Annotated in this window: 22 protein-coding genes and 1 other RNA gene; 9 read left to right on the top strand and 14 right to left on the bottom strand. The window is 48.8% G+C overall.

Annotated features, from left to right (window positions below; translation table 11 throughout):
- Positions 1 to 8 precede the first annotated feature (8 nt).
- Positions 9 to 953 carry a LysR substrate-binding domain-containing protein gene (locus tag AACQ93_RS02820; protein ID WP_064602009.1) on the top strand — a complete coding sequence of 315 codons (945 nt, stop codon included), beginning with the start codon at positions 9 to 11 and terminating at the stop codon, positions 951 to 953.
- A 113-nt stretch (positions 954 to 1,066) separates the two neighbouring features.
- On the opposite strand, the gene nqrM is transcribed toward AACQ93_RS02820, so the two are convergent.
- The 3 genes from nqrM to AACQ93_RS02805 are packed head-to-tail and all read right to left on the bottom strand — an operon-like array spanning position 1,067 to position 2,081.
- The gene (nqrM, locus tag AACQ93_RS02815) at positions 1,067 to 1,264 is read right to left on the bottom strand and encodes a (Na+)-NQR maturation NqrM (protein WP_064602008.1); all 198 of its coding nucleotides are present in this window, start codon (positions 1,262 to 1,264) and stop codon (positions 1,067 to 1,069) included.
- Entirely contained in the window at positions 1,261 to 1,740 is a 480-nt protein-coding gene (locus tag AACQ93_RS02810; protein ID WP_339367429.1) for a NifB/NifX family molybdenum-iron cluster-binding protein, read from the bottom strand. Before AACQ93_RS02810 ends, nqrM begins: the two co-directional genes overlap by 4 nt.
- The gene (locus AACQ93_RS02805; RefSeq protein ID WP_051035818.1) at positions 1,740 to 2,081 is read right to left on the bottom strand and encodes a DUF134 domain-containing protein; all 342 of its coding nucleotides are present in this window, start codon (positions 2,079 to 2,081) and stop codon (positions 1,740 to 1,742) included. Before AACQ93_RS02805 ends, AACQ93_RS02810 begins: the two co-directional genes overlap by 1 nt.
- A 497-nt stretch (positions 2,082 to 2,578) precedes the next feature.
- On the opposite strand from AACQ93_RS02805, the gene AACQ93_RS02800 reads away from it, so the two are divergent.
- Positions 2,579 to 2,779, top strand: coding sequence for a DUF1107 domain-containing protein (locus AACQ93_RS02800; protein ID WP_036800051.1), 201 nt, complete (start codon positions 2,579 to 2,581; stop codon positions 2,777 to 2,779).
- 112 nt (positions 2,780 to 2,891) lie between these two features.
- Here AACQ93_RS02800 and gcvH read toward each other — a convergent pair whose 3' ends face one another.
- From gcvH to AACQ93_RS02780, 4 genes are all read right to left on the bottom strand, one after another.
- Positions 2,892 to 3,278: a glycine cleavage system protein GcvH gene (gene gcvH / locus AACQ93_RS02795; protein WP_332308700.1), complete on the bottom strand. Its 387-nt coding sequence runs from the start codon at positions 3,276 to 3,278 to the stop codon at positions 2,892 to 2,894.
- 264 nt (positions 3,279 to 3,542) lie between these two features.
- The gene (locus AACQ93_RS02790; protein ID WP_064602006.1) at positions 3,543 to 4,751 is read right to left on the bottom strand and encodes an FAD-dependent 2-octaprenylphenol hydroxylase; all 1,209 of its coding nucleotides are present in this window, start codon (positions 4,749 to 4,751) and stop codon (positions 3,543 to 3,545) included.
- A 2-nt stretch (positions 4,752 to 4,753) separates the two neighbouring features.
- Positions 4,754 to 5,941: a 2-octaprenyl-6-methoxyphenyl hydroxylase gene (gene ubiH, locus AACQ93_RS02785; protein WP_084418919.1), complete on the bottom strand. Its 1,188-nt coding sequence runs from the start codon at positions 5,939 to 5,941 to the stop codon at positions 4,754 to 4,756.
- Between the two features lie 38 nt (positions 5,942 to 5,979).
- Positions 5,980 to 6,627, bottom strand: coding sequence for a UPF0149 family protein (locus AACQ93_RS02780; RefSeq protein ID WP_064602004.1), 648 nt, complete (start codon positions 6,625 to 6,627; stop codon positions 5,980 to 5,982).
- Positions 6,628 to 6,949: 322 nt separating this feature from the next.
- Between AACQ93_RS02780 and zapA the strand changes: the two genes are divergently transcribed.
- The 5 genes from zapA to serA all read left to right on the top strand — a co-directional run bounded on the left by zapA (position 6,950) and on the right by serA (position 10,518).
- Positions 6,950 to 7,252, top strand: a complete 303-nt coding sequence (gene zapA / locus AACQ93_RS02775) for a cell division protein ZapA (RefSeq protein WP_064602002.1) — start codon at positions 6,950 to 6,952, stop codon at positions 7,250 to 7,252.
- A gap of 7 nt (positions 7,253 to 7,259) precedes the next feature.
- Positions 7,260 to 7,442: non-coding RNA, 6S RNA (gene ssrS, locus AACQ93_RS02770), on the top strand.
- 128 nt (positions 7,443 to 7,570) lie between these two features.
- On the top strand, positions 7,571 to 8,179 hold the full coding sequence (locus tag AACQ93_RS02765) for a 5-formyltetrahydrofolate cyclo-ligase (protein ID WP_064602000.1): 609 nt from the start codon (positions 7,571 to 7,573) through the stop codon (positions 8,177 to 8,179).
- A 190-nt stretch (positions 8,180 to 8,369) separates the two neighbouring features.
- Positions 8,370 to 9,029, top strand: a complete 660-nt coding sequence (rpiA, locus tag AACQ93_RS02760; protein ID WP_007466356.1) for a ribose-5-phosphate isomerase RpiA — start codon at positions 8,370 to 8,372, stop codon at positions 9,027 to 9,029.
- Positions 9,030 to 9,288: 259 nt separating this feature from the next.
- Complete coding sequence (gene serA / locus AACQ93_RS02755; RefSeq protein WP_007466355.1) at positions 9,289 to 10,518, top strand: phosphoglycerate dehydrogenase; 1,230 nt, start codon at positions 9,289 to 9,291, stop codon at positions 10,516 to 10,518.
- 88 nt (positions 10,519 to 10,606) lie between these two features.
- Here serA and AACQ93_RS02750 read toward each other — a convergent pair whose 3' ends face one another.
- On the bottom strand, positions 10,607 to 11,305 hold the full coding sequence (locus AACQ93_RS02750) for an oxidative stress defense protein (RefSeq protein ID WP_064601998.1): 699 nt from the start codon (positions 11,303 to 11,305) through the stop codon (positions 10,607 to 10,609).
- Between the two features lie 172 nt (positions 11,306 to 11,477).
- A complete protein-coding gene (locus AACQ93_RS02745) occupies positions 11,478 to 12,374 on the bottom strand; it encodes a LysR family transcriptional regulator ArgP (RefSeq protein ID WP_007466352.1) in 897 nt (298 codons plus the stop codon).
- A 134-nt stretch (positions 12,375 to 12,508) separates the two neighbouring features.
- Between AACQ93_RS02745 and AACQ93_RS02740 the strand changes: the two genes are divergently transcribed.
- Together AACQ93_RS02740 and AACQ93_RS02735 are read left to right on the top strand one after the other, a co-directional pair.
- Positions 12,509 to 13,141, top strand: a complete 633-nt coding sequence (locus tag AACQ93_RS02740) for a LysE/ArgO family amino acid transporter (RefSeq protein WP_064601996.1) — start codon at positions 12,509 to 12,511, stop codon at positions 13,139 to 13,141.
- Positions 13,134 to 13,655 carry a YbaK/EbsC family protein gene (locus AACQ93_RS02735; protein ID WP_064601995.1) on the top strand — a complete coding sequence of 174 codons (522 nt, stop codon included), beginning with the start codon at positions 13,134 to 13,136 and terminating at the stop codon, positions 13,653 to 13,655. Before AACQ93_RS02740 ends, AACQ93_RS02735 begins: the two co-directional genes overlap by 8 nt.
- A 75-nt stretch (positions 13,656 to 13,730) precedes the next feature.
- On the opposite strand, the gene mscS is transcribed toward AACQ93_RS02735, so the two are convergent.
- The 5 genes from mscS to tkt form a co-directional block, all read right to left on the bottom strand.
- Positions 13,731 to 14,615, bottom strand: a complete 885-nt coding sequence (gene mscS / locus AACQ93_RS02730) for a small-conductance mechanosensitive channel MscS (protein ID WP_064601993.1) — start codon at positions 14,613 to 14,615, stop codon at positions 13,731 to 13,733.
- A 211-nt stretch (positions 14,616 to 14,826) separates the two neighbouring features.
- Positions 14,827 to 15,903 carry a class II fructose-bisphosphate aldolase gene (fbaA, locus tag AACQ93_RS02725; RefSeq protein ID WP_064606456.1) on the bottom strand — a complete coding sequence of 359 codons (1,077 nt, stop codon included), beginning with the start codon at positions 15,901 to 15,903 and terminating at the stop codon, positions 14,827 to 14,829.
- 145 nt (positions 15,904 to 16,048) lie between these two features.
- Positions 16,049 to 17,212 carry a phosphoglycerate kinase gene (locus AACQ93_RS02720; protein WP_007466345.1) on the bottom strand — a complete coding sequence of 388 codons (1,164 nt, stop codon included), beginning with the start codon at positions 17,210 to 17,212 and terminating at the stop codon, positions 16,049 to 16,051.
- Between the two features lie 82 nt (positions 17,213 to 17,294).
- Positions 17,295 to 18,335, bottom strand: coding sequence for an erythrose-4-phosphate dehydrogenase (gene epd / locus AACQ93_RS02715; RefSeq protein WP_064601991.1), 1,041 nt, complete (start codon positions 18,333 to 18,335; stop codon positions 17,295 to 17,297).
- Positions 18,336 to 18,598: 263 nt separating this feature from the next.
- Positions 18,599 to 20,611: a transketolase gene (gene tkt / locus AACQ93_RS02710; RefSeq protein ID WP_064601984.1), complete on the bottom strand. Its 2,013-nt coding sequence runs from the start codon at positions 20,609 to 20,611 to the stop codon at positions 18,599 to 18,601.
- Positions 20,612 to 20,724 lie beyond the last annotated feature (113 nt).

The following is a 20,724-nucleotide window of genomic DNA, read 5'->3' as shown; positions in this document are numbered from 1 at the left end:
GCCCGATAATGAAAGATATCAACTGGCGAGGCGTCGATCTTAACCTGCTGATCGCCTTCTCCGCCCTGATGGAAACCCGCAGTGTGACTAAAGCGGCAGCTAAGCTCTCAATTGGCCAGTCAGCCATGAGCCACAACCTATCGCGGCTGCGTACCCTGCTCAATGATCCGTTATTCGAGCGCCAAGGCCACCAGATGATAGCAACAGATCGGGCTGTTGAACTGACACCGGTTATCGAACATATACTCGGGCTGGTGACCAGCGAGATCCTGCGCCCCGGCGACTTTATTCCGGCGGATTACCGGGGAAATTTCAAGATAGGGCTGACCGACTACGCCGAACTGCTGTTTGCTCCAGCCTTGTTTGATGCAGTATCAGAACAGGCTCCGCACTGTCAGCTCAGCTTCTGCAATGTGGATCGCAACAACTATCAGGCAGCATTCGAAAACCAGAATATCGATCTGGTGATCGGCTCGATGAAAGGACTGCCAAAAGAGATCGACAGCCAACATCTTTATACCGAAGATCATGTCTGCCTGTTTGATCAAAAAGCCACCGGGCTAAGTATCCCTGTCGATATGGCCAGTTATGTTGCCACACCGCAGGCACTGGTCACCCCGGACGGCAAACTGGCCTCACAAATCGATGACCAACTAAAACAACAAGGATTTTCCCGCCATGTAGCTGTCGGCTCAGGTAACTTCCTGACCGTGCGCCACCTGTTGACCGGGCGGAATCTGCTGTGCATGGTTTCAACCCTAATGGCAAAAGTCGATATCTTTCAGGACAACCTGACCCGGTGCCCGCCTCCGGTCGAGATCCCCGACTTTGATATCAATATGCTGTGGCTGAAACGAAATGCCTCTCACCCACGAATAGAGTGGTTGAAGCAAACTGTCTGCGACACGATTACTCAACGAGTCGCCGCCCTTCGCCAAGCTCCCGATAGTTGATACCAATAAGTGCCGGACTATCAACCGATTCAGGTAAACAAGTTCTAATCACTACAGAATAAAAAGAAAAAGCAGGGAAAATCCCTGCTTCTATCTTTTTTGCCTTTCAGCTATCAGCTTTTTTGCTGTGGCTCCTGGATTTGGTAAAGCCGGTGGGTGTCACAGACCTCCTCACAGTCGCACTCTTTCTCAATGCCAACGTTCGCCAGACCGCCACAACTGCCCGAAATAGTTTTCTTCTTGATAATCCAACCAATAGCCATTGCGGTAATCACCAGCAGGAAAATCATTAGCGTGAGCAACAATGTCATAGTTTGAGCCCTCCTAGCTTAGAAAGACCTGACATCGACATTTTTCCGTTCATTCTCATCCCGATTTTTGTCGGGCGCTCTTTTTTCTTACTGCCACACCCGCAGCCACAATCACCCTTTTCTCGTTTACAAGGACGGCCCTGCTCAGGTGAAGTCAGGGCTTCACGGGGAATTTCACCACTCATGACCATGGCAACCGGGCTGCGAGACGGCACACGACTAACCGTAAAACCACTGTTCAACAGTCGCGCCAATGAACGCTGGCCGACATTACACAGAATGATCTCTGTCACCCCCAGTTCTGTTAGCTGGCGTTGAAGCACTTTTTTGTGCTTGCAGCCAATTTCACGGCGACCACTGTTTTCGAACTGATGGATCAACTGTCCATCCTGATTAAACACCAAAAAGCCCGCCGCTTTACCAAAGTGACCGGCAACCTCGTTACGAGGTGTAATTGCAATTGCTAGAGACATCATTAATTGTCCTGTTCACAGGCCGGTGTACATTCAGTTCCGGCACCGGCCGTCATTGATTGTTGCGATACAGGCTTTAACTCAAGGGCCATTCCCTTAACTAACGCCTGAGCAACCTTATGTCTTGCACTGGCAACAATATTGCCGAGTGTCTGTCGGGAAACTCCCAACTCCTGGGCCGCAGCCTGTTGGTTCAGGCCGTTCAAGTCCACCAGCCGGATTGCTTCAAGCTCATCAGGAGCCAGCGCAATACTGTCAAGCTGTGACATTGGGATACCGTTCGGCTTAAAGCAGCTATGGGCCGGACGACAACCGATCCGGCGCTCTTTCTTCGGTCTGGGCATCACATCCTCTTTTCTGGCATATGCCAATAACAGGCTTATTATTGGCATATGCCAGAAACATTTTTTTGATCCAACGCAGAAAAATTGAAATAGGCCGATAAAAAAGAGAAAAAGTCTCAGAGCTCAGACCAGAAAGGAAATTCAGCACAAAATTCTGAAATGACTACAAAGCAAAAAAATTCAATTCATAACAGGCCGACAAAAAAGAGAACTTCGTCCCAACAACAAACCGCGCCATTACAGGAAAGATGCAGATAACGTCATAATTATCCAATAATAATTCGAGGCAAAGACATTGATGCGAATAATTTCTAATTCTTATTTTTTATTTCTAATCATGAAATAAAAGAATTTTATACTCCGCCAAATAATGCTCACAAATAAATAAACCACTCAGTTAAATTTGGCGTTGAGATTGTGCTGTTACAGTCACAAAACTTTCATAGTGGCTAGCTTATAATCCCCCCTGTTCGAAAATCAGACGAGGCTGACAAAATATGCGCATGTTCAAACGCTACGTGCCCACGTTAATCGCAAAGCACGTAAGCCGTTTATTCAGTGGAAGGATCTACATCGATGGCCGAGGAGGCTATGAATTCGACAAAGGAATGTTGCTTGTGCCAGTCAAAGCCCAGCAACGGCATTTTCAGACCGTGAACGAAATCAACCGGGAAATAAAACGCCTCAGAGAATTTTAAAAATAGCGGTCAAAATAATCCGTTTATGCAAAAGCCCACATAGTGGGCTTTGCTGTATTTAAACACAACAAACCGATTAGGGTTTGCAGGACAATAGACCGAGCCTTCTCAGCTATTCTTCTGATTCATCAACCAAGTCGAGATAATTATCAGAGTCCAGCAAATCGGCAAACTCGCTTTCATCTTCTACTTTGATCTGAAACAGCCAACCGTCACCATAGGGATCACTGTTTACCAGCTCCGGTGAATTTTCCAAATCTTCATTAACAGCAACTACAAAACCGGTCAGAGGCGCATAAACATCCGATGCGGCTTTTACTGACTCAGCAACCGCGCAATCTTCGCCGGCCTCCGTTGCCGCATCCAACTCAGGCAACTCAACAAAAACCATATCTCCCAGTAACGACTGGGCATGATCGGTAATACCAACGGTAAAAACCCCATCACCTTCCGGACGTACCCACTCATGGGTATTGGTATATTTCAATTCAGTGGGAATATAGCTCATGGTGAAACTTCCTTATGAAAGCCTGCCTATCGCCTCAACACAGTGCGATGAAAGCAGAGAAAAAACACAGTGACAGCTCCTCAAACTCACATGGCTGCGATCAAGCTTTAGTCCAACGGACTAAATTTCCTGTTATTTACTGTAGGAGAAAAAATTCAAAGTGTGATCAAATAATCCCTATAAAAATCATGCGCACAAAAAAACCGCCTCCGAAGAGACGGTTTCTACCGCAAAAGTTGTAACTTTCCTAAGAGCTTATGGCTTAGCCAGATCAGGCAAGTCACCGGTCAGGCCCAGAGCTCGACGCATAAATTCATCTTTCACGCCCGGCGCTTTGTCCGCAATAAACAAACCAATATCACGCACCAGTTTCTTCGCGGGATTGCTACCGTCAAACAGATCACGGAAAGCCTGCATCGCGGTGATCATCTTCGCCGCCTCGGCCTTACGCCAGCGTTCATACTGACGCAGGTTAGCCTTCTTGCCGATATCCTGCTCTTGCTGCCACAGAATCTTCAGCTCCTGAGCCAAGCTGGCAGCGTCCAGCAAACCAAGGTTTACGCCCTGCCCGGCCAGCGGATGAATGGTATGGGCCGCGTCCCCAACCAGAACCACTCGATCCCGGACAAAGTCGCGGGCATAACGCATTCTCAACGGAAAAGCCTGACGCTCACCTTCAACCTGACAAAGACCCAGACGGTTATCAAAAGCCGCTGTCAGTTCTTTGTTGAATTCCTCGTCACTCATATCGCACAGGAGCTCAGCCTTCAGTGGCGGTACCGACCAGACAATTGAGCACAAATCCTTATCCGCCAATGGCAGGAATGCCAGCGGCCCCTGTGGGCGGAAAACCTGACGAGCTGTCTGCTGATGAGCCTCACTGCAGCGGATATTGGCAACAATGGCACTGTGGCCGTAATCCCAGTGGGTCAGCGGGATATCCAACTGGTTACGTACCCAGGAATTTGCCCCGTCAGCACCGACAACCAACTTGGCTGTCAGGCTCTTGCCGGAAGCCAGATTCAGCCAGGCTTCACTCTCGCCGAAAGCGATATTCTGGCAGTGTTCCGGTGCCAGCAAAGTCACATTCGGCAATTGCTTTATCCGCTCCAGTAACGCCAGTTGAATCACCCGGTTCTCGACAATATGACCGAGATTCGGCTGCGCCAGTCGGGCTGCATCAAATTCAATACTGGCAAAACTGTCCTGCTCCCAAACCTGCATTTTTCCGTACGGGCTCAGACGTCGCGATTCAATACCCGACCAGGCACCAACCCGACGTAGAATTCGCTCACTGGCGCGGCTGAGTGCCGACACTCGCAAATCCGGTAACGGAGCCAGTTCTTGCTCAGGCAGTTTGCCTTCAATTACAGCAACACGCAACTCGGTATCGGCAAGCGCAGCAGCCAGGGTCAGCCCCACCATACCGCCGCCGATAATGGCAACATCAACACTTTGCATCATTATTATCTTTCTACCTGTCCCATTGCCCGCCGTACCAGCGGTGCTTTTATCGTATCAAATAGGCTCATCGCCAACAGTCCGGTATTGCGGCCAGCCACCAGTGGCAGGCTGTTATTGGCAAACACTCCGACCAAACCAGAGGTCATCCCTACAGTAGCCTCACGATCCGGCATCCGACGCTGACGATAACGGCTCAGGATCTGTGCTGATCCCGGATCACCAGCTTCATCAAAACCACGAACCACTTCTTCAGCCAGCGACATGACATCACGCAGACCAAGGTTAAAGCCCTGACCGGCAATCGGATGAAGTGTCTGCGCGGCATTGCCGACCACGGCAACCCGGTGGGAAGTGATGCGCTGAGCCTGACGCAAAAACAGCGGATAAGCGCAGCGGGAACCAGCTTTCACCAGTTGCCCCAGGCGCCAGCCAAATGCCTGCTGCAACTCGGTCAGAAACTGCTCATCACTCCAGTTCAGCACTTTTTGCTGATCTTCCGGTTTAATACACCACACCAGTGAACTTCGTCCTTCTGACATCGGCAACAAGGCAACCGGCCCGTAAGGCGTAAAGCGCTCAAACGCCCGCCCCTGATGGGCTTCGGCTGTCGTCACGTTAGCTATTACCGCCACCTGGTCAAAGTCATACTCACTGCGACCGATTCCCAGCATGTCACAGCAAGACGACAAGGCACCGTCAGCCGTCACCAGCAATCTGGCACTGATCGTCTCACCCTGCTCAAGGGCCAGTGTCACCGCTTCCTGGCTACGCTGAATATCCGTGATCACTGCCGGGCAAAGCAGCTCGACAGCCTCTAGTTCATTGAGCTGTTTGTGAAGCAAGGTACCGACATCAGCCAGCTCTACCACATACCCCAAGGCATCGACACCCTGCTCGCAGGCATCAATGTGAACAATGCCTGCATGCCCCTGATCCGAAACATGAATATGGGAAATCGGGGTGGCAATATCGTCCATCTTCGACCAAATGCCTATTTGTTGCAGCAAGTTGGCAGATCCCAAAGACAAGGCAATACTCCGGGCATCATACCCCGGGTGTTGATCCAGCTTCGGTGCTACCGCCTCTACCACGGCGATCTTTAATCGGCCGCCGCTGAGATTATTGAGGGCAATAGCCAGTGTCGCACCCGCCATTGCACCACCGGCAATGACAACATCATACTGCTTCACATTCACTCCCTTACCATTGTTATTAGTGCACGTAGTTATTAGTGCAAAGTCGGCTTTTTAACCGAATCAAGCCCCGGTACAACCGGCTCTTCCACTGCGCCCGGACGCTGGCTCAGTTCTACCAGACAAGTCAGCACACACTCAGGTACATAAGCCAGCACATTTTCAAACAGTTCAGCCTGTTCATCCATATCGTCATCTTCATCGATACCCAGCTGCGAGATCTCCTCCAGTGCAGCGACAGCTTCGCTCAAATCCGGCGACATCTTGTTCTTTTCTAGTCCCATCAGGCCCAGGCCGGAGATAAAGTTTGTCGTCCACTCACTCAGTGCTTCAGCCCGCAACATCAGATCTGCGTCTTCTGTTGGCAGCAGCAGGGAAACGTTGAATTCAGCATCTGCCAATTCTGCAGCCGTTGAATTGAACAGGGTATTCGTCAGCAGGCCCAGCTCACCGGCAACAGCATCAAAAACAGAACGCACCATGGCTTTGGCACCATCCGTTAAAGGCTCACCTTCATTGGCGTAATCACATACAGGGCCGACCCAGTTATCACCATCAACAGCCAGTCCACCACAAACCATGCCGTTCAGCAGGCCGTGAAGCTCTGACGGAGAAACCGCAAGACCGTGCTCTTTCAGTGCTGCATCAACAGCGTCATACGCAGGTAATTTTACTTCGCTCATGGGCTTTTAACCTTAATTTCGTTGGTGCTCAGATTAACTATGTTATGCTATCACTTAGGTTGAAAACAGGCTAATAGCCTGAGAATCCGTAACAGAAATATCTGTTACCCAAAGAGTGCGACAGCTATGGCAACCTCGCTGAAATCCAGGGTCGATGTTTGGTGCAAAACGGTCAATATCTGATTAGTCAGCAGGCATTCACCGCAAACCGTGATTAGCGAGCTTGCATGTTGAAAAGGCTTTTTCTATATTTAGCCACCTGTCGCAAATAGCAAGCGGAATGCCAAACTAACAATCTGGCACGGAACAAGATTATAAGTTTATGAGTACTCAGGCTGTTGAAATTGAAGTATTGGGCCGCACCCTAAAGGTAAATTGTCCAACGGGTCAGGAAGACGCACTGCGTGAAGCAGCAAAAGATTTCGACCAGCGTCTAAAAGACTTGTCTGAACGCACAAAAATCAACAACGCTGAACAGCTGCTGATGTTCACCGGTCTGAATATTTGTAACGAGTTGCATCAGCAACGCCATAAACAACAAGGCAGTGATTCAAATTTATCCAACCGAATCAATGCATTAGCAGAAAGCTTGGATAAGGCATTGCAAAATCAACCAAAGCGTTGATAATGAATTGACCCTGGGGTGTACGTCAGTGAATTAACGTCCCCGAGCCGATAAGCAAATACAAAGGGTTGGCTTTTATTAGCTATTGAGCATGCTCAGCTCGTACTGAGAAGCCTACGGTTAATGTTGCCGATCCACCTTGAACGTCTGGTTCAAGGGCCACAATTCGCAACGGCACCTTGGGGCATACCTCCTATCTCTGATAAGCTAGATTGGTAACAAGAATCGAGTTACCCGGATTCAGCAACTTATCTGTCAGAAACTCGCTTCTTTATATATCTTTTATATTCCCGAACAACCTCTGTCACTGGATGACTTATGAGATCAGCTGTTCACCCGTTAGCTTCACGCCAACATATTCGTCAGGAAATCCGCCAGCGCCGTCGTGCCCTGAGCCAGGAGCAACAAAAGCATGATGCAGAAGAGCTCCTGATCCGCTTTCAGCAACTACCCTGCGTGATTAACGCCAATCACATTGCCCTTTACCTGTCTAATGACGGGGAAATTGATACCCAACCACTGATTGACTGGTTGTGGCAACAAGGTAAATCTGTCTACCTGCCGGTACTTCACCCGTTCAGCAAGGGCCATCTGCTGTTTTTGCACTACACCCCAAATACCCGAATGAAGTTGAACAAATACCAGATTCGAGAGCCGATACTAGATATCAGGCTGGTTAAACCGGTGAATGAACTCGATCTGGTCTGCACCCCGCTGGTCGCTTTTGACAATACTGGCCAACGATTGGGAATGGGCGGCGGCTACTACGACCGGACCCTGAACCGCTGGCACAATGAGCGCCTTGGTCCGCAACCTCTCGGGCTGGCCCATGACTGTCAGCAGGTTGATAGCCTGCCCTTTGAAGCCTGGGATGTTCCCCTGCCGGAAATCATTACCCCGTCATACCACTTCACCTGGCCGGTATAAGGCCAGGTTCAACACTTGCCAAACTCCCCCGACCTCAGCCGCCTCTGCCCGGTTTTCAACATTTACTTACCCGACAACCACTACCAAACTGAAAACAGAGATCTCGATCAAATAATTGACCTGACGGGCAAGGAGCCAGTTAGCTATAATCAGCGCTCCGCGCAACGTTTGTCATCACTAGGAGAAAGGCATGACACAAGATGAAATGAAGAAAGCTGCCGGCTGGGCTGCATTGGAATACGTGAAGAAAGGCAGCATCGTGGGTGTGGGCACAGGCTCAACCGTTAATCACTTCATCGACGCTCTGGAAACTCGTAAATCAGAAATCAAAGGAGCGGTATCAAGCTCAATTGCCTCGACTGAACGTCTGGAAAAAATCGGTATCCCTGTATTTGATGCCAACGAAGTTTCCAGCCTGGACATTTACGTTGATGGTGCTGACGAAATCAACGCTGAATATGACATGATCAAAGGCGGCGGTGCAGCCCTGACTCGTGAAAAGATTGTTGCCGCCATTGCCAAGCAATTTATCTGTATCGTTGATGACACCAAACAGGTGGATGTACTGGGCCAGTTCCCGCTGCCAGTTGAAGTAATCCCAATGGCTCGCTCATACATCGGCCGCGAGCTGGTAAAACTGGGTGGTGACCCTGTTTACCGTGAAGGTGTGGTAACCGATAACGGCAATGTGATCCTGGACGTTCACAGCATGGAAATCACTGACCCGAAAGCGATGGAAGACAAAATCAATGCCCTTCCGGGTGTGGTAACCGTGGGTCTGTTCGCTCACCGTGGTGCTGACGTTCTGCTTGTCGGCTCTTCTGAAGGCGTTAAAAAGTTCGAAAAATAAGTAGCTTAGCTCTATAAGCTTACTTAATTCTGTTATTTGATTACAAAACGGCATATTTTATGCCGTTTTTTCTTGCCCGTTTCGTAATTTTCTTACCCAACCTCATTTTTTTTTGTTACTTTAATATTCAGCATGTAGCAATCATTTGAGTCAGCGCCGTCGGGCGGCATCCAGGAATCCTTTCATGCACCTCCCTTCCTGCCTGCCACACCAGCTGTTCCGATGGTTCGCCGTCTCAAGTTTTTAAGGATGAGAACCAATGGCTAAAGTTTCACTGGATAAAGAAAAGATCAAAATCCTCTTATTAGAAGGCCTCCACCCTTCTTCAATTGAGGTTCTTCAACAAGCCGGTTACACCAATATCGAATACCACAAAGGCTCCCTGTCAGGCGACGAACTGCTTGAAGCCGCTAAAGATGCACATTTCATCGGTATCCGATCCCGTACCCAGCTGACAGAAGAGGTCTTTGAGTCCGCCAAGAAACTAATTGCTGTTGGTTGTTTCTGTATCGGCACCAACCAAGTTGATCTCTCTGCAGCCGCCAAACGCGGTATCCCGGTATTCAACGCTCCGTTCTCTAATACCCGAAGTGTTGCCGAACTGGTTCTGGGTGAAATCCTGTTGCTGTTGCGCGGCATTCCAGAAAAGAACGCCAAAGCTCATCGCGGTGAATGGCAGAAGTCGGCAGAACACTCTTTCGAAGCCCGTGGCAAACGCCTCGGTATTATCGGCTACGGCCACATCGGCACCCAGCTGGGTATCCTGGCTGAAAACCTCGGTATGAAAGTCTACTTCTACGATATCGAGAACAAACTGTCGCTGGGTAATGCCACTCAAGTCCGTTCGATGACAGAGCTGTTAAATAAGTGTGATGTGATCAGCCTGCACGTACCGGAAACCCCGGAAACCCAGAATATGATCGGGGCCGAAGAGTTCGCCCGTATGAAGCCCGGCGCCATCTTCATTAACGCCGCGCGTGGTACCGTTGTCGATATTGATTCACTGTGCAGCGCGCTGGAAAGCAAACATATCGCCGGAGCGGCAATTGACGTATTCCCGGTTGAACCAAAAACCAACAAAGACCCATTCGAATCACCGCTGGCTAAATTTGATAATGTCCTGCTGACACCGCACATCGGTGGCTCTACTCAGGAAGCACAGGAAAACATCGGTGTCGAAGTTGCCGGCAAGCTGGTGAAATACTCTGACAATGGTTCAACCCTGTCCGCCGTCGGCTTCCCGGAAGTATCACTGCCTGAACTGCGTGAATGTTCTCGTCTGCTTCATATCCACGAAAATCGCCCGGGTATCCTAAACCAGGTAACATCGATTTTTGCAGAAGAAGGCATCAACATCGCCGCCCAATTCCTGCAAACCGGACCAGAGATCGGTTATGTGGTCATTGACGTTGAAACTGAGCGTGCCGAAGAGGCACTGACCAAACTCAAAGCCATTGACGGCACTATTCGTGCCCGCCTGCTGCACTGATCTTCCTGCAGACCATAACTTGAGTATTAATGTGAAAAAGGAGAGCATTCGCTCTCCTTTTTACTGGTTACAGAGTATTACGGAACCTTTAGTCCTGTAATTTAAATACCACTTCTACCCGGTCTCGAATGGTAATTTCAGTATCCTGATAAGTTGCAGACACCTCAGGAGCCGCATCCATTGCCATCCGCATCATCACCGGACGTGGGCTGGCAACTTGGTAAGTAATGCGCCATACCCCATCAAGCTTTTCACCGAAACCTTTCGCCAGTGATTCCGCCTTGGCTATCGCATCTTTAATCGCCGCCTGACGAGCTTTTTCAATATACTCATCTTCATTGCTGACTTTCAGGTTGATATTGTTTATGCGGTTGATCCCGTCACCCAAAGCGTTATCCAGGTAACTATTTAGCTTATCCAAATCCCTCACGGTAACTGTCACATAACGGCTGGCACGGTAGCCAACCAATTCCGGCTTCTTATCTTTAGGGTAGTGATACTGTGGCTGCAGGCTGATATTGGCACTCTGGATATCAGAACGTTCTACACCCTGTGCCAGCAGGCGCTCAACAAATGCCGTTACGGCCTTATCGACAGCTTGCTTGGCCTCTTTGGCCGTTGCCCGATTTTCTTCAACAGCAACCGAAAATTCTGCCATATCCGGCTGAGCCGAAACCTCACCACTACCGACAGTTTCCAAATGAGGTACTGTCATCTGTGCCGATGCTGCCCCGGCAAATCCCAATGTACTAAATCCTAATAACACGGCTAACAGCTGTTTTTTCATAAGATTATCCTGTTTGGTTATAGTGGCGAAAAAGCCTGATGTCCCATTCGACAACAACAAACGTCAAAATATCCCGGTTGAGAAAAAATATATCGCACATTGTTTTATTTTATCTTCTATCAACAGCCCTCTCCTCCCTTGAGATAAAGGCTGGATCTACTAAAGACAAAGTTTACTGTGGCAATACATCCTGAGCATGACTGATCAACAGTTGTGACAATTCACTTAGCACCCCGCTTTCCAGCGCCCAGTGGTGCCAGTACATCCGTCGGGTCAGGAAAACTTCAGGGATCAGGTTAACTAATTGTCCGCTGGCAAGCTCCTCCTGGATCTGTACCCTTGGGATCAGACAATAGGCAATCCCCTCCACCGCCACCCTGACAAAAGCTTCTGATGATCTCACCGTATGTTTCATTACACTGCCGGGCGGCAAATTAAAGTGCTGATGAACAAAACGCTCATGCATATCATCATGCTGATCGAACGCAACCCCCGGCGCAGCAAGCAGGCTCTCGCGCTTCACCCCATCAGCAAAATACTTCCGGGCAAATTCAGGGCTGGCAACACACAAATAATCAACCCGGCCCAGATAGTCAGCGACACATCCCGGCAACGGTTCCGACTCCATACTGATCGCACCAACAGCTTCCCCGCTACGCAGCTTATCCAGCGTTCGAATCTCATCTTCAACCAACAAATTGAGTTCTATACGTCGTGATTTAAGCAGCGGACTGATCGCTGGCAATAACCAGGTCGCAAGGCTGTCAGCGTTGATCGCCAGGGATACAGACAGTGGCTGACTACAGTCATCCGGGATCACTTCCGGCAACAATTCCTGCTCCAGCAAACGGACCCGGCGATATAGCCCCAAGACTTTCTGGCCGGCAGGTGTTGGCCTTGGCGGCTGATCCCTAACCAGCATAGGTTGCGCCATCAGCTTTTCCAGCTGTTTAATCCGCTGGGAAACCGCTGATTGGGTAATACACAAATACTCAGCCGCCCGTTCAAACCCCCGCTGGCTGATCACAGCATCTAACGCCTCAACCCAACGATAATCCAGCCCTCGCATTCCTCCTCCCTGCTTTATTAGACAAACTTATGATAGATAAAAATTATTAGTTTTACTTAATCCTACCGTCAAAACTAAGCTTATGCCATCAGACACTTTTTAAAGTAAAAACAAGAATAAGGAACACAGCAACAATGAGTCTTTGGCCTCTATTACAAGGGTTTGGTCTTGGAGCTAGCATGATCATTCCGATCGGTGCACAAAATGCCTATGTACTGAATCAAGGGATTAAACGTCACCATCACCTAACGACAGCCACCGTCTGCAGTATCTGCGATGTTATCTTTATCAGCCTTGGTATCTTTGGCGGTGGTGCTCTGCTGTCCAGCAACGAAACCTTATTGCTATGCGTCACCCTTGGTGGCATTGCCTTCCTCACCATTTACGGGTCCATGTCACTGAAAAGCGCCCTAGCCTCAGCAAGCCACCAGGAAGAACAGAAAGAAGTCATGGCCCGGGGCCGACGAGCGGTCATTTTAGGCGCACTTGCAGTAACAGTACTTAACCCACATTTGTACTTAGATACTGTGGTTATACTGGGTTCTATCGGCGGCCAGTTCGAGGGGCACGAGCGTATCGCATTTGCCGTCGGCACTATCATGGCATCATTTGTCTGGTTTTACAGCCTATCGATTGGTGCAGCCAAGCTGGGGCCAACACTATCAAAACCTCGGGTAAAAAGGACGATTGATTGTCTTGTTGCCGCTATGATGTTCTTTATTGCAGCCCACCTGGCGCACGGTTTATGGGAGACTCACCTTGGTTAAAGCATCCACCGCTTCCTTAGAAGCTATCTATCAGCAAAATTTAACGCTGTTCAGCCAAACCGGCGTTGACTACCAGTCCTGGCAACATGAACCTATTCTCGACTTCGAGACCGATGCCCGCATCGCTAAAGAGCTGGGCTGGACAGCAGCGCCGACCAAAAGCCTGTTTATGAAAATCAAAGGAGGCGGACACAGCCTGCTGCTGACCCATCGTGACAGCCGCCTCGACAGCAAGCTGGTCAAACAGCTGCTAGGCAAACGAGTTTCAGTGTGCAGTAATGAAGAAATGATAAAGGCAATTGGCTGCGAGCCTGGTGCGGTATGTCCATTCGCCCTGCCGGAAGAAGTCAAAATCCTGGTTGATCCTATTGTTTTCAGCTACCCAGAACTGATGTTCACGCCGGGTAAACCAAATTTCACTTTTGCTTTCGCGTCTTCATCCCTGATGATGCTGCTGGAAGCCATGCCAAACACCGTTATCATGCTGCCGGAAAAAGAAGCCGAACAGGTATAAACCTCAGCATTCCTGATAAACCAGATAAAAAATGGAGCCGCATGGCTCCATTTCTTTTATGTTCAGTCAGCTTGGTTAGCCGTCGATTTTGTTGAGATGCACATCCATCTGCGGATAAGGAATGCCGATGTTTTCTTTATCCAGCTCTTCTTTAATCGCCTGCATCAAATCAAAATAAACACCCCAGTAGTCAGACGTTTTTACCCAAGGACGCACAGCAAAGTTCACAGAAGAATCAGCCAAGGCTAGTACGCCAACTGTCGGGGCCGGATCTTTCAGAATACGGTCATCCGCTTCAATCACTCGAGTCAACACTTCCTTGGTATGCTTCAGGTCGGCATCATAAGAAACCCCGATCACCAAATCGATACGACGGGTTTTATGACGAGAGTAGTTAGTAATAGGCCCGCCAATCACAGCAGCATTAGGCACCACGACCATTTTGTTATCTGGGGTATTCAGGATAGTTGAGAATACCTGAATTGACTCCACCGAACCGGACACCCCGCCAATTTCGACATAATCACCGGATTTAAACGGACGAAAGCCCACAATCAAAACACCGGCTGCAAAGTTTGACAGTGAGCCCTGTAAAGCCAGGCCGACAGCCAAACCGGCGGCACCAATCACGGCAACCACAGAAGCCGTCTGCACACCGACACGCCCTAATGCTGCAATCAATACGATAACAAACAGCAGGTAACGCACCAGCGAATGCAGGAATTCGACAACGGCATCATCTATTTGCTTTTTACGCAGCACTTTCGCGACGCCATTGGCAATGGCTTTAACCACTAAGTTACCGATAAACAGGATCAGCAAGGCTGAAATGATATTCACCCCATACTGGATCAACAACTCCTGATTGTCAGCAACCCATGCTCCGGCATTAAGAACACCAGAGGTCAACTCATTATCCTTAATGGTTTCAACCACGGTCTCCGCAACACTCTCAGTCATACTTTATTTTCTCTCTTTCCATTGTTGTTATGTTTGGCCAAGCGATGCTCGCCTTCAGCCGCAATTTATATCTGTAAAATAATACCTCTGGCTAATACAGATACCAATTAATTAGCAAACTGATGCTTTCATCCGTGAACTACAGGCAAAAAAAAAGCCCGCAAAGGCGGGCTTTTTCAAACTGTTTTCGCTTACGCGGTTAACGAACTAATTACAGTACGTCGATTGCGTTAAGGTCAGCGAATGCTTTCTCAAGACGAGCAACCATAGAAGCCTGACCAGCACGTAGCCATACGCGTGGATCGTAGTACTTCTTGTTAGGTGCGTCTTCACCAGTTGGGTTACCGATTTGACCCTGTAGGTAATCGTGGTTGTCAGCTTCGAACTGACGGATACCGTCCCAAGTAGCCCACTGAGTATCAGTATCGATGTTCATTTTGATAACACCGTAACCGATAGACTCTTGGATTTCTGCTTCAGTTGAACCAGAACCACCGTGGAATACGAAGTTCAGAGCGTTTGGTGCAATACCGAACTTCTCTGCACAGTATGCCTGAGAGTCTCGTAGGATTGTTGGAGTCAGTACAACGTTACCTGGCTTGTATACACCGTGTACGTTACCGAAAGAAGCAGCGATAGTGAAACGTGGGCTAACAGCGTTTAGTTTCTCATATGCGTAAGCAACGTCTTCTGGAGAAGTGTACAGCTCAGACTGATCCATATCAGAGTTGTCTACGCCGTCTTCTTCACCACCAGTACAACCCAGTTCGATTTCCAGAGTCATACCCATCTTAGCCATACGCTCAAGGTACTTAGCTGAGATTTCGATGTTTTCTTCCAGAGACTCTTCAGACAGATCGATCATGTGAGAAGAGAACAGAGGCTTACCAGTTTCAGCGAAGAACTTCTCGCCAGCATCCAGCAGACCGTCGATCCATGGAAGTAGTTTCTTCGCAGCGTGGTCAGTGTGAAGGATAACAGGTACACCGTAAGATTCAGCTACAGCGTGAACGTATTTAGCGCCTGCAACAGCACCTAGGATTTGAGCTTCCTGACCTTCAAGTTTTAGACCTTTACCAGCGAAGAAAGCAGCACCACCGTTAGAGAACTGAACGATAACTGGCGCTTTAACTTTAGCAGCAGCTTCTAGTACACCGTTTACAGAGTCAGTACCTACACAGTTAACTGCAGGAAGTGCGAAGTTGTTTTCTTTTGCAACTTCAAATACTTTCTGTACGTCGTCACCAGAGATAACGCCTGGTTTTACGAAATCGAAGATCTTAGACATAACAATAGTCCTATTTGCCTTGTAGTCTGTATGTAAAATGAAATCTTTTGCAATCGTTTGCTTTCGGCCAAGCATTCTATAAAAACTTGATCTGTTTAACAAACAATTAATGCACGGGAGCCTAAGCTCCCGCACTGTCAATCAATTAAGCTTTTGCACGCTCTTCAAGCATAGCAACGGCAGGAAGAACCTTGCCTTCAACGAACTCAAGGAACGCACCGCCACCTGTAGAGATGTAAGAAACGTCAGCCTTGATACCGAACTTGTCGATTGCAGCCAGAGTGTCACCACCACCAGCAACAGAGAAACCTTCAGATTCTGCGATAGCTTTAGAGATACCTGCTGTACCCGCTTCGAAGTTCTTGAATTCGAATACGCCCACAGGACCATTCCAAAGGATAGTTTTCGCATCTTTCAGGATTTTAGCCAGAGCTTCAGTTGACTCAGGACCCAGGTCGAAGATCATGTCGTCGTCCTGAACTTCAGAAACGTGCTTGATTTCTGCTTCTGCGTTTTCGTCGAATGCTTTTGCACACGCTACGTCAGTTGCAACAGGGATTGCACACTCGTCCATCAGCTTCTTAGCAGTATCTACCAGATCAGCTTCGTACAGAGATTTACCAACATTGTGGCCTGCAGCTGCGATGAATGTGTTTGCAATACCACCGCCAACTACTAGTTGGTCAGCAACTTTAGACAGAGACTCAAGAACAGTCAGCTTAGTAGAAACTTTAGAACCACCAACGATTGCAACCATTGGACGAGCAGGCTTGTCCATTGCTTTACCTAGTGCGTCCAGCTCGTTAGCCAGCAGAGGACCAGCACAAGCTACAGGTGCGTTCATACCAACACCGTGAGTAGATGCCTGAGCACGGTGAGCAGTACCGAATGCATCCATTACGAAGATGTCACACAGTGCAGCATACTTCTTAGACAGCTCTTCTTCGTTCTTCTTCTCGCCTTTGTTGAAGCGAACGTTTTCAAGAACAACCAGCTCACCAGCGTTCAGTTCGATACCGTCAAGGTAGTCTTTAGCTAGTTTAACTTCGCAATCTAGTGCATCGTTCAGGTAGTTAACAACAGGCTGTAGAGAGAACTCTTCTGCGTACTCGCCTTCAGTCGGACGACCCAGGTGAGAAGTAACCATTACTTTTGCACCAGCTTCCAGGCAGTGCTTGATAGTTGGAAGAGATGCAAGGATACGTGCATCAGAAGTTACTTTACCGTCTTTTACTGGCACGTTTAGGTCAGCACGGATAAATACGCGTTTACCTGCAAGGTCCAGATCAGTCATCTTGATTACAGACATGGTTTGTCCTCTCAACATTGATTAATTTAAAGTCAAAGTTCTTTTGTCGGCCCGGCTTCACTGCCCAGCCCCATAATTCTTACTACTGTTCTTCTGCACTGGTTTTGTGCATTGCCAACGCCGTATCTAACATTCGGTTGGCAAATCCCCATTCATTATCACACCACACCAGCATCTTGATCAGGTGCTGGTTACTAACCCGAGTCTGGGTGCCGTCAACAATCGCGCTATGGGGATCGTGATTGAAGTCGATTGAAACAAGTGGTGCATCGGTGTAATCAACTATGCCAGCTAATGTACAACGAGACGCCTCTGCCAGTGATTGATTTATGTCATTAACTTTCACATTTGTTTTAACTGTGACACTTAAATCCATTGCTGTGACATTTATTGTCGGAACACGCACAGAAATAGCTTCAAATTTGTCAGAAAATTTCGGAAAAATACGACCGATACCAAGATGAAGTTTAGTATCAACCGGAATAATTGACTGGCTAGCTGCGCGGGTGCGACGTAAATCAGTGTGGTAGGCATCAATGACCTGCTGGTCATTCATTGCTGAGTGAATTGTAGTGATAGTGCCGGATTCGATACCGAAGGTCTCATCCAAAACCTTAATAACAGGAACAATACAGTTGGTGGTACACGAACCATTCGAGACAATGCGGTGCTCAGACTTGAGCGACTCGTGGTTCACACCATAGATAATGGTGTTGTCGATATCATTGGCACCCGGATGGGAAAACAAAACCTTTCCGGCACCAGCGCTGATATGCGCTTCGCCGTCGGCCCTTGAACCGTAAATACCGGTACAGTCGAGAACAATGTCGACATCCAGGTCTTTCCACGGCAGAAGGCTAAGGTCTGGTTGATGCAGAATTCGGATAGAGTCTTTGTCACCATTTCCATGAGCGATAAAAAGGTGCTCCTGGTCATGGCTGACAGGCTTTTGGAAACGCCCGTGGCTGGTATCGTACTGCAACAGGTGAGCCATTGCTTCAGGCTCAGCCAGTTCGTTGACTGCCACGACGTTGATTTGATGATTTTTGCCGCTTTCATACAGCGCGCGAAGCACACTGCGTCCGATACGGCCGAATCCATTAATTGCGACTTTTAGTGTCATATCCGTGCTACATATTTACTAAGCCGCGTTAGTGTATACCAAGCCAAGCAGAGAATCACCTTAATTGTGACCCCTATCACCTGATTGTTAAAAATAATTACAAATCAATATGATAAATACAAAAACCGGTACTCACTTCAGCGGAGGGTTAGAGGAAAGAAGGTGATGTATATCGCATTTTCAGCAAAAAAAGGCCTCTTGCTGAGGCCTTTTTTTCATACATCGAAATAAATCGTAATAGTTATAACGGGTCAGATTCCCGATTAAGCCAGCAGCTCTTTTGCAGTTTCCACTACGTTTTCAGTTGTGAAACCGAACATCTTAAACAGCTCGCCTGCCGGTGCAGATTCACCGAAAGTAGTCATACCGATGATACGGCCGTCGAAACCAACGTACTTGTACCAGAAGTCAGCAATACCCGCTTCGATAGCTACACGTGCAGTCACGTCAGATGGCAGAACCGCTTCACGGTATGCAGCATCCTGCTTGTCGAATACGTCAGTCGCAGGCATAGAAACTACGCGAACCTTGCGGCCTTCAGCAGTCAGCTGTGCGTATGCTTCTGTTGCCAGCTCAACTTCAGAACCGGTTGCGATAAGGATCAGCTCTGGCTTGCCTTCGCAGTCTTTCAGGATGTAACCGCCTTTAGCGATGTCAGCAACCTGAGCTTCGCTACGCTCCTGCTGCGCCAGGTTCTGGCGAGAGAAGATAAGAGAAGTAGGGCCGTCTTTACGCTCGATAGCAAATTTCCATGCTACAGCTGATTCAACCTGGTCACATGGACGCCATGTGCTCATGTTTGGCGTCAGGCGCAGAGATGCGATCTGCTCGACAGGCTGGTGAGTCGGGCCATCTTCACCCAGACCGATTGAGTCGTGAGTGTAAACCTGGATGTTCTGTACTTTCATCAGCGCAGCCATACGCATTGCGTTACGTGCGTATTCCATGAACATCAGGAAGGTTGCACCGTATGGTACGAAACCGCCGTGCAGTGCGATACCGTTGATGATTGCTGTCATACCGAACTCACGTACACCGTAGTGGATGTAGTTACCGGATGTATCATCAGCAGTCAGTGACTTAGAGCCAGACCACATAGTCAGGTTCGATGGTGCCAGGTCCGCTGAGCCGCCCATAAATTCTGGCAGCAGCTTACCGAATGCTTCCAGTGAGTTCTGAGAGGCTTTACGAGACGCGATGTTCGCAGGGTTTGCCTGAAGATCTGCAATGATAGCGTTAGATGCTTCTTCCCAGTTTTCTGGCAGCTCGTTGTTTACACGACGCTTGAATTCAGCAGCCAGTTCAGGGTGAGCGGCTGCGTATGCTGCAAACTTCTCGTCCCATGCTGCTTCTTTAGCCGCACCCGCTTCTTTCGCATCCCACTCAGCGTAAACGTCTGCAGGAACTTCGAAAGGACCGTGGTTCCAGCCAAGGAATTCACGAGCCGCTGCGATTTCTTCAGCGCCCAGAGGAGCACCGTGACAGTCGTGAGAACCGGCTTTGTTTGGAGAGCCGAAGCCAATGATTGTCTTACAGCAGATCAGAGTCGGTTTGCCAGTTTCTGCTTTCGCCGTTTCGATAGCTGCGTTGATAGCGTCAGCATCGTGACCGTCAACTGCAGGGATTACGTGCCAGCCGTAAGCTTCGAAACGCTTAGCAGTGTCATCAGTGAACCAGCCTTCAACTTCACCGTCGATAGAGATGCCGTTGTCATCCCAGAAAGCGATCAATTTGCCAAGACCCAGAGTACCTGCCAGAGAACATGCCTCGTGCGAGATACCTTCCATCATACAGCCGTCGCCCATAAACGCGTATGTGAAGTGGTCAACGATGTCGTGACCGTCGCGGTTGAACTGATCTGCCATTGCTTTTTCCGCAATCGCCATACCAACAGCGTTAGTGATACCCTGACCCAGAGGACCAGTAGTCGTTTCAACGCCTGGTGCGTAACCGTATTCAGGGTGGCCTGGCGTTTTAGAGTGAAGCTGACGGAAGTTCTTCAGGTCATCGATAGACAACTCATAACCTGTTAGGTGCAGCAGAGAGTAAATCAGCATAGAACCGTGGCCGTTTGACAGAATAAAACGGTCGCGATCAGCCCACTGTGGGTTCTGTGGGTTGTGGTTCATGTGGCTGCGCCATAGTACTTCAGCGATATCAGCCATACCCATAGGTGCACCCGGGTGGCCAGAGTTTGCCTGCTGTACACCGTCCATGCTCAGGGCACGGATTGCATTAGCCAGCTCTTTATTTGAAAGATGGTTACGAGAAGACATGTCTGCTCCAAAAATTCGTAGACTTTTTTATTGCGGTTTTTTGCCTTTATATAACTAAAGCAAAGAAACCAGGAATCGGCGGGCGTGTATTGTCGCAGAGTCTGCCACCTTAC

Origin of the sequence: Photobacterium sp. J15 (assembly GCF_963870815.1) — a bacterium.
GTDB lineage: Bacteria > Pseudomonadota > Gammaproteobacteria > Enterobacterales > Vibrionaceae > Photobacterium > Photobacterium marinum.
The sequence above is the reverse complement of the archived record's forward strand: the minus strand, read 5'-3'. Positions and strand labels throughout refer to the sequence as shown.

Excerpts from the sequence above, each read along its gene's own strand:
- serA (WP_007466355.1), top strand. The coding sequence starts at position 9,289 with ATGGCTAAAGTTTCACTGGATAAAGAAAAGATCAAAATCCTCTTATTA.
- AACQ93_RS02765 (WP_064602000.1), top strand. The coding sequence starts at position 7,571 with ATGAGATCAGCTGTTCACCCGTTAGCTTCACGCCAACATATTCGTCAG.
- AACQ93_RS02745 (WP_007466352.1), bottom strand. The coding sequence starts at position 12,374 with ATGCGAGGGCTGGATTATCGTTGGGTTGAGGCGTTAGATGCTGTGATC.
- AACQ93_RS02750 (WP_064601998.1), bottom strand. The coding sequence starts at position 11,305 with ATGAAAAAACAGCTGTTAGCCGTGTTATTAGGATTTAGTACATTGGGA.
- epd (WP_064601991.1), bottom strand. The coding sequence starts at position 18,335 with ATGACACTAAAAGTCGCAATTAATGGATTCGGCCGTATCGGACGCAGT.
- AACQ93_RS02790 (WP_064602006.1), bottom strand. The coding sequence starts at position 4,751 with ATGATGCAAAGTGTTGATGTTGCCATTATCGGCGGCGGTATGGTGGGG.
- AACQ93_RS02780 (WP_064602004.1), bottom strand. The coding sequence starts at position 6,627 with ATGAGCGAAGTAAAATTACCTGCGTATGACGCTGTTGATGCAGCACTG.
- fbaA (WP_064606456.1), bottom strand. The coding sequence starts at position 15,903 with ATGTCTAAGATCTTCGATTTCGTAAAACCAGGCGTTATCTCTGGTGAC.
- nqrM (WP_064602008.1), bottom strand. The coding sequence starts at position 1,264 with ATGACATTGTTGCTCACGCTAATGATTTTCCTGCTGGTGATTACCGCA.
- AACQ93_RS02805 (WP_051035818.1), bottom strand. The coding sequence starts at position 2,081 with ATGCCCAGACCGAAGAAAGAGCGCCGGATCGGTTGTCGTCCGGCCCAT.
- zapA (WP_064602002.1), top strand. The coding sequence starts at position 6,950 with ATGAGTACTCAGGCTGTTGAAATTGAAGTATTGGGCCGCACCCTAAAG.
- tkt (WP_064601984.1), bottom strand. The coding sequence starts at position 20,611 with ATGTCTTCTCGTAACCATCTTTCAAATAAAGAGCTGGCTAATGCAATC.
- rpiA (WP_007466356.1), top strand. The coding sequence starts at position 8,370 with ATGACACAAGATGAAATGAAGAAAGCTGCCGGCTGGGCTGCATTGGAA.
- AACQ93_RS02720 (WP_007466345.1), bottom strand. The coding sequence starts at position 17,212 with ATGTCTGTAATCAAGATGACTGATCTGGACCTTGCAGGTAAACGCGTA.
- mscS (WP_064601993.1), bottom strand. The coding sequence starts at position 14,615 with ATGACTGAGAGTGTTGCGGAGACCGTGGTTGAAACCATTAAGGATAAT.
- AACQ93_RS02740 (WP_064601996.1), top strand. The coding sequence starts at position 12,509 with ATGAGTCTTTGGCCTCTATTACAAGGGTTTGGTCTTGGAGCTAGCATG.
- AACQ93_RS02810 (WP_339367429.1), bottom strand. The coding sequence starts at position 1,740 with ATGATGTCTCTAGCAATTGCAATTACACCTCGTAACGAGGTTGCCGGT.
- AACQ93_RS02800 (WP_036800051.1), top strand. The coding sequence starts at position 2,579 with ATGCGCATGTTCAAACGCTACGTGCCCACGTTAATCGCAAAGCACGTA.
- AACQ93_RS02820 (WP_064602009.1), top strand. The coding sequence starts at position 9 with ATGAAAGATATCAACTGGCGAGGCGTCGATCTTAACCTGCTGATCGCC.